Annotated in this window: 9 protein-coding genes; 3 read left to right on the top strand and 6 right to left on the bottom strand. The window is 69.7% G+C overall.

Annotated features, from left to right (window positions below; all coding sequences use genetic code 11):
• Positions 1-10: 10 nt before the first annotated feature.
• Complete coding sequence (locus tag ABZ893_RS35875; RefSeq protein ID WP_361412523.1) at positions 11-256, bottom strand: hypothetical protein; 246 nt, start codon at positions 254-256, stop codon at positions 11-13.
• Positions 257-491: 235 nt separating this feature from the next.
• Between ABZ893_RS35875 and ABZ893_RS35880 the strand changes: the two genes are divergently transcribed.
• Both ABZ893_RS35880 and ABZ893_RS35885 read left to right on the top strand, forming a co-directional pair.
• The gene (locus tag ABZ893_RS35880) at positions 492-899 is read left to right on the top strand and encodes a YciI family protein (protein ID WP_361412525.1); all 408 of its coding nucleotides are present in this window, start codon (positions 492-494) and stop codon (positions 897-899) included.
• Positions 900-907: 8 nt separating this feature from the next.
• Positions 908-2,053 carry a DUF6596 domain-containing protein gene (locus ABZ893_RS35885; RefSeq protein ID WP_361412543.1) on the top strand — a complete coding sequence of 382 codons (1,146 nt, stop codon included), beginning with the start codon at positions 908-910 and terminating at the stop codon, positions 2,051-2,053.
• Positions 2,054-2,176: 123 nt separating this feature from the next.
• Here the strand turns inward: ABZ893_RS35885 and ABZ893_RS35890 are convergent, their stop codons facing one another.
• The gene (locus ABZ893_RS35890) at positions 2,177-2,542 is read right to left on the bottom strand and encodes a cupin domain-containing protein (protein WP_361412527.1); all 366 of its coding nucleotides are present in this window, start codon (positions 2,540-2,542) and stop codon (positions 2,177-2,179) included.
• Positions 2,543-2,743: 201 nt separating this feature from the next.
• Between ABZ893_RS35890 and ABZ893_RS35895 the strand changes: the two genes are divergently transcribed.
• On the top strand, positions 2,744-3,253 hold the full coding sequence (locus ABZ893_RS35895) for a DinB family protein (RefSeq protein WP_361412529.1): 510 nt from the start codon (positions 2,744-2,746) through the stop codon (positions 3,251-3,253).
• 30 nt (positions 3,254-3,283) lie between these two features.
• Here ABZ893_RS35895 and ABZ893_RS35900 read toward each other — a convergent pair whose 3' ends face one another.
• The 4 genes from ABZ893_RS35900 to ABZ893_RS35915 all read right to left on the bottom strand — a co-directional run bounded on the left by ABZ893_RS35900 (position 3,284) and on the right by ABZ893_RS35915 (position 6,056).
• The gene (locus ABZ893_RS35900; RefSeq protein WP_361412531.1) at positions 3,284-4,135 is read right to left on the bottom strand and encodes an ABC transporter permease; all 852 of its coding nucleotides are present in this window, start codon (positions 4,133-4,135) and stop codon (positions 3,284-3,286) included.
• Positions 4,095-4,955, bottom strand: coding sequence for an ATP-binding cassette domain-containing protein (locus ABZ893_RS35905; protein WP_361412533.1), 861 nt, complete (start codon positions 4,953-4,955; stop codon positions 4,095-4,097). Before ABZ893_RS35905 ends, ABZ893_RS35900 begins: the two co-directional genes overlap by 41 nt.
• Positions 4,952-5,458 carry a MarR family transcriptional regulator gene (locus tag ABZ893_RS35910; RefSeq protein ID WP_361412545.1) on the bottom strand — a complete coding sequence of 169 codons (507 nt, stop codon included), beginning with the start codon at positions 5,456-5,458 and terminating at the stop codon, positions 4,952-4,954. The genes ABZ893_RS35905 and ABZ893_RS35910 overlap by 4 nt, the downstream gene beginning before the upstream one ends.
• Before the next feature lie 148 nt (positions 5,459-5,606).
• Positions 5,607-6,056, bottom strand: coding sequence for a spore-associated protein (locus ABZ893_RS35915; protein WP_361412535.1), 450 nt, complete (start codon positions 6,054-6,056; stop codon positions 5,607-5,609).
• Positions 6,057-6,255: the final 199 nt, after the last annotated feature.

Raw genomic sequence — 6,255 nt, forward strand, 5'->3', positions numbered from 1 at the left:
GTGTGTGACGTCAGTCGGTGAACAGGCGGGTGAAGTTCACGCGACCGGGCCGGAGCACGCGGACGTGCTTGCTGTCGCAGCTCGGACATCGGCTCTCGTTGAGCGGCGAATGCACCTTGTGCCCGTCCAGGAAGTAGTCGGCGTGCAAATGGTCGGCGTCTTCCGTGGTCAGCCGTATGTCGTACTCCGCCTCCCAGCCGTGACCGCAGCTGAGACAGACGAAGGAATACGCCCGGTGAACCTGCTCGACGCCCATGACCATCACATCCTCGGACCGACCACGACAGGTCGACGAACCCTTCCAGGTTAGCTCCGAACAGGCCGGGCACGGGAGCGCTGATCCGGCCCCGACGCTACGTACGCTCGGCTCTGCGTACGCTCGTCCGGAAAACTTGAAAAAAGGTCGGACGGCGATGTCGAGAACCCGTGACCGGCTCCGTCCCCGAAGTGAACGCGGCCAGAACGGGTCGCACAGCACCGAGGAGAACACCATGGCCAAGTACCTGCTCCTGAAGCACTACCGCGGCGCCCCGGACCCGGTCAACAACGTGTGCATGGACCAGTGGACGCCGGAGGAGATCTCGGCCCACATGCAGTACATGCACGACTTCGCGGCCAAGCTCGAGAAGACCGGCGAGTTCGTCGACGGCCAGGCGGTCGCTCCCGAGGGGACGTGGGTCCGGTACGACGGTGAGGGGCGCCCGCCGGTCACCGACGGGCCGTTCGCCGAGACCAAGGACCTCATCGCGGGCTGGATGGTGATCGACGTCGACAGCTACGAGCGCGCCGTCGAGCTGGCCGGCGAGCTGTCGGCCGCGCCCGGCGCCGGCGGCAAGCCGATCCACGAGTGGCTGGAGCTGCGCCCGTTCCTGGCCGCTCCGCCCATCGTCACGGAGTGACGCACGCGATGGACGAGGCCCTCCTGCGGAGCCTCACGCCGAGCGTGCTCACGATCCTCGTCCGCCGCGGAGCCGACTTCGCGGCGGCCGAGGACGCCGTGCAGGACGCGCTCGTCGAAGCGCTCCGAGTCTGGCCGGCCGACCCTCCGCGGGACGCGAAGGGCTGGCTGGTCACCGTGGCCTGGCGCCGTTTCCTCGACGCGACCCGGGCGGACGCCGCCCGCCGCCGGCGCGAGGACCGCGTCGACGAGGAACCGCCGGCCGGGCCCGCGCCCTCGGCCGACGACACGCTCCAGCTCTACTTCCTGTGCGCCCACCCGTCGCTGACCCCGTCGTCCGCCGTCGCGCTCACGCTGCGCGCCGTCGGCGGACTCACCACCCGCCAGATCGCCGAGGCGTACCTGGTGCCCGAGGCGACCATGGCGCAGCGGATCAGCCGCGCCAAGCGCACCGTCTCCGACGTGCGGTTCGACCGGCCGGGCGACGTCGCCACCGTCCTTCGCGTCCTCTACCTGGTCTTCAACGAGGGCTACTCCGGCGACATCGACCTCTCCGCCGAGGCCATCCGCCTCACCCGGCAGCTCGCCACCGCCGTCGACCACCCCGAGGTGGCCGGCCTGCTCGCCCTCATGCTGCTCCACCACGCCCGCCGCGCCGCCCGGACCGCGCCCGACGGCAGCCTGGTGCCGCTCGCGGAACAGGACCGCGGCAGGTGGGACACGAAGCTGATCGCCGAGGGCATCGGCATCCTCCAGAACGCCCTCGCCCGCGACCGGCTCGGCGAGTTCCAGGCCCAGGCCGCCATCGCCGCACTCCACGCCGACGCACCGACCGCCGAGGAGACGGACTGGGTGCAGATCGTCGAGTGGTACGACGAGCTGGCCGCCCTGACCGACAGCCCGGTCGTCCGGCTCAACCGCGCGGTGGCCGTGGGCGAGGCCGACGGACCGCGCGCCGGCCTCGCCGCGCTCGCGGAGGTGAAGGACTCCCTGCCGCGCCACACCGCCGTCGCGGCCTACCTCCATGAGCGCGACGGAGACCTGGCGACGGCGGCACAGCTGTACGCCGATGCGGCCCGCAAGGCCCCCAACCTCGCCGAGCGCGACCATCTGACCCGCCAGGCAGCCCGCCTCAACACCCGCCTGAACCAATGACGTTGACCAGTTGCCGACGTGAGCGAGACAGACGACGGGGCTGTCACGGCACAGCTCGTGACAGCCCTGATGCGGTTTCCACTCGTGACAGCCCCGATGAAACTCCCCTCGGAGCGGGCCCGGCTATCCGTCGGCCGGCTTCGCGTACTCCTTGGCCATGGTGCCCGCGAAGTCGTACATCACGACCGCGTCCTCCCCGACGACCCAGGCGTCGTGTCCGGGCGGGATGACGAACACGTCGCCCGGTCCGACCTCGCTCTCGCCGCCGTCGTCCATCCGTATGCGCATTCGCCCCTCGACGACGAATCCGTTGTGGTGGACTTTGCAGCTCTTGGTGCCCACGATCGGACCCACGGACTCGGACCAGCGCCACCCCGGTTCGAACGTGCCCACGGCGAAGTCGAGCCCCGTGAGGTGGACGGCTTCGAGGTGCCCGCGGGGGAAATCACGCCGCTCATCGGGCTTGTTGGCCGCCTTTACCTCGATCATGACGGCTCCCTCCATTCGTTCCTGGTCTGGCCATGCCGAGCGTCCGAGGGTCCCGAACAGGGCCCGACCGGGTCCGAACGTGGCTCCCGAACCCCTCGGTTCCATCGTCTGCCTGTCGGTCTGCGGACGCTATCGGCCGAACGTCCCCCGTGCGAGTACATTCGGCCCTGATCAGCGACGGGGATGAGGGGTGTGTGGCAAGTGACCGACGACCGGCGCGTACAGCCGCCCAGTGCCGGAAACGAACGGGACACGTTGCGGGCGTTCCTCGACCTGCATCGCGCGACGCTCGCCATGAAGTGCGAAGGGCTCTCCGACGAGGAGCTGCGGCAGCGGTCCATGCCCCCGTCCACGCTGTCGCTGCTCGGTCTGGTGCGGCACATGGCGGAGGTTGAGCGGGCCTGGTTCCGCCGGGTCTTCGAGGAGAACGACGCACCGATGGTCTGGTCCGACAAGATCGACTTCCAGGCGGCGTACGACGCGAGCCGGTCGACCGGGGCCGAGGCGTTCGCCGCCTGGGAGGCCGAGGTCGAGAACTCGCGGCGCATCGAGCGGGAGGCCGAGACCCTCGACAAGATCGGACACCAGCCGCGGTGGGGCCAGGACGTTTCGCTGCGGATGGTGATGGTGCACGTCCTCCTCGAATACGGCCGCCACAACGGCCACGCCGACTTCCTGCGCGAAGGCATCGACGGGACCGTGGGCGCCTGATCCGTGGGTGCCTGACCCGAGGGCTGCCGCCTATCTCGCCAGGCGGGGCAGCAGCGAGGACGCCGCGATGATGCCGAGCGTCGCGGACACCGTCAGCACCCCGTAATCAAGAGGCAGGTGGGACGGCGTGCCCAACAACAGGCCACGCAGCGCGTCGACTTGGTAACTCAGCGGGTTGACCAGGCTGACCGCCTGGAGCCAGCCCGGCATGATCGCCACCGGATACAGCGCGTTGGACGCGAAGAAGAGCGGCATGGTGATCGCCTGACCGATACCCATCAGGCGGTCCCGGGTCAGGACGATGCCGGCGATGGACATCGACAGGCAGGAGAAGAACGCCGAGCCGAGCACCACGGCCACGGCCACACCGAGCAGCCGCAGCGGATTCCAGGTCAGGGCCACGCCGAGAAGCGCCGCGATGACCACCACGACGACAGCCTGGATCAGCGCCTTGACGCCCGCGGCGAAGGCCTTGCCCGTGATCAGCGCCGCGCGTGGAGTGGGCGTGACCAGGAGTTTGGTCAGGATCCCGGCGTCCCGCTCCCAGATGATCATGATCCCGTAGAAGATGGCGATGAACATCGCGGACTGGGCGATGATGCCCGGCGCGAGGAAGTCGATGTACGGGATGCCGTGTGTCGGGATGGCTTTGATACGGGTGAACGTCTCCCCGAACACCAGCAGCCACAGGGCAGGTTGCACCGCCCGCGTGTACAGCTCCGTGCGGTCGTGGCGGAGCTTCTGGAACTCCACCGCGCACAGCGCCACGACCCGGGCGGGCAGCACACGCCATCCGGTACGTGCCGTGGGCGGGGTCAGCAGCAGGTCGAACTCGGCCGGTTCAGCCGAGACGGGACGCGGTGCGGCGGGTGCTGCGGACATCGCTGAAGTCACCACCTTCGCCACCGTCATTGGCGAGACCACGGCCGGCGACGTCACGGAAGACGTCCTCCAAGGTCGGCCAGGGTCCCTCGGACACTTCGGGCCCGGCGCCGTCGCTGCGCCGCTCGTGCAACTCCTGCCGCAGCCCGTCGGGAGTACCGAGCGCGTGGACGCGTCCCCGGTGCATGAGCGCGACGCGGTCGCAGTACTGATCGGCCTCGTCCATGTAGTGGGTCGTGACCAGGACGGTCATTCCCGTGGCGCGCCGGACCGCGTTGATGTGCTCCCACACGCTGGTCCGGGCGATCGGGTCGAGGCCGATGGTCGGCTCGTCGAGGATCAGCAGCCGGGGAGCGCTGACCAGCGCCTGGGCGAGTTCGAGCCGGCGCACCATGCCGCCCGAGTACGTCTTGGCCAGCCGGTCCGCCGAGTCGGTGAGGCCGACCGCCTCCAGCGCCTGACTCACCCGGCGGGCCCGTTCGCGCCGGGAGACGTCGAAGACACGGGCGAACAGGGTCACGTTCTCGCGTCCGGTGAGGCCGGAGTCGGCGGAAAGCTGCTGAGGCACGTACCCGAGGAGCCGGCGGACAGCCATGCGCTCGGTCGCCGCGTCGTGGCCGAACACGGAGACGCGGCCGCCCGGCACCGGGAGGAGCGTGGTGACGCAGCGGATCGCGGTCGTCTTGCCGGCGCCGTTGGGCCCGAGCAGCCCGAAGACCTCGCCCGGGTCGACTCTCAGATCGAGGCCGTCCACGGCCCGGGTCTCACCGAACGCGTACTCCAGTCCCCGGCAGCACACCGCGGGGTCGTCGTCACTCATGTCCTTGCACCTCCCGGATCTCCCAGTGCTGGTTCCGTGCGGAGCGTGGCCGCCGGGCCCTCGTGCAGGTTGTCGGCGAGTTTGCGCAGGGCAGGCAGCGCGGCAGCGAGCGCGGCCCGGTCCGCCGGGTCGAGCGCCGCCAGCTGCTCCCGCATCAAAGCGCCCCGCCGCACCTGCCAGTCATGCAGCCGGGCCAGGGCGGCAGGGGTCGCGTACAGCAGTGCCGACCGGCGGTCCGTGGGGTCGGTCTCACGCCGCAGATAGCCGGCCTTGACCAGCTGATTCACCAGCGTGGAAACGGAGTTCCCCGCGAGGTGCAGTTCCCGTGCGGCTTCCGATACGCGCATCCCGGGCCGGTCGCCAACCAGCCGCAACAGCTCCACCTGCGCACCGCGCAACAGGGGCGCGCTCAGACCGTGCCGGAGTCTGCGCCGGGTCAGGCGCTGCACAGCGGCGAGCGTGTCGGCGAGTGCGTCGGCGGAGGAGTCGGTGACCTCGTCCATGGCCATGCGGCAATTTTAGCTCTGCGTACGAGCTAATTACAGGCCTCGGAGGACATGGGGGGCGGGGGCGGACAGCAGTGCTCGCCCTGGCGCACCTCGTGCGTGAGGTGCGCCAGGGCGAGCCGGCAATGCTCAGGAGCGGGGTGGGTCAGCGGGTGGTGGTGACCCGGTGCTCCTTGAGCGAGGCACAGTTGGAACCCGTCACCTGGACGTACACGTTGTCGATGTTCCCGCCCCAGTCCACGCAGTGGCCCTTGCCGTAGACGTAGGTGGGACCGGCGTACGACGTGTACCGGCCGTAGTCCTGGGCCCCCTGGTCGGTGTCGGGGACATAGATCCAGGCCGACATGTCCATGGTGGCGCCCGGGTTGCTGCGAATAGTCACGACGCAGTTCTTGCCGTTGGTCGCGTTGTACGTGAGGTAGACGGTGCCCCGCGAGCCGACGGCCGCCGAGTTGACGGTCTTGTAGCTGCTGCCGCAGACCTTCTGCGGGGTGGTGTTGGGCGCGGCGGAGGCGGGAGACGCCAGGGCGGTCGTGCCCCCGATCGTCAGGGCCGCCACAGCCATGGCGGTCAGGGCAGATCGGCTGTATCGCATGTTTCCCCCTTGTGACTGTTGGAGTGCGTTGCTCCTGATTGGTGGGACACGCGACCCGTCCGGATGGTTGTAGCCCTTAGGGGGCTTGGAACCGGAGCGCGTCAGACCGCGTGGAACGACGCAACACCCAGGGCCTGCTCCGCCGCGACCCGAAGCTGATGGAAGCCGCGCAGAACGACGTCGGCCAGTTCATCGCCGT

The sequence above is a fragment of the Streptomyces sp. NPDC046821 genome (assembly GCF_040645335.1).
Taxonomy (GTDB): Bacteria; Actinomycetota; Actinomycetes; order Streptomycetales; family Streptomycetaceae; genus Streptomyces.

Excerpts from the sequence above, each read along its gene's own strand:
- ABZ893_RS35875 (WP_361412523.1), bottom strand. The coding sequence starts at position 256 with ATGGGCGTCGAGCAGGTTCACCGGGCGTATTCCTTCGTCTGTCTCAGC.
- ABZ893_RS35880 (WP_361412525.1), top strand. The coding sequence starts at position 492 with ATGGCCAAGTACCTGCTCCTGAAGCACTACCGCGGCGCCCCGGACCCG.
- ABZ893_RS35885 (WP_361412543.1), top strand. The coding sequence starts at position 908 with ATGGACGAGGCCCTCCTGCGGAGCCTCACGCCGAGCGTGCTCACGATC.
- ABZ893_RS35890 (WP_361412527.1), bottom strand. The coding sequence starts at position 2,542 with ATGATCGAGGTAAAGGCGGCCAACAAGCCCGATGAGCGGCGTGATTTC.
- ABZ893_RS35900 (WP_361412531.1), bottom strand. The coding sequence starts at position 4,135 with ATGTCCGCAGCACCCGCCGCACCGCGTCCCGTCTCGGCTGAACCGGCC.
- ABZ893_RS35905 (WP_361412533.1), bottom strand. The coding sequence starts at position 4,955 with ATGAGTGACGACGACCCCGCGGTGTGCTGCCGGGGACTGGAGTACGCG.
- ABZ893_RS35910 (WP_361412545.1), bottom strand. The coding sequence starts at position 5,458 with ATGGACGAGGTCACCGACTCCTCCGCCGACGCACTCGCCGACACGCTC.
- ABZ893_RS35915 (WP_361412535.1), bottom strand. The coding sequence starts at position 6,056 with ATGCGATACAGCCGATCTGCCCTGACCGCCATGGCTGTGGCGGCCCTG.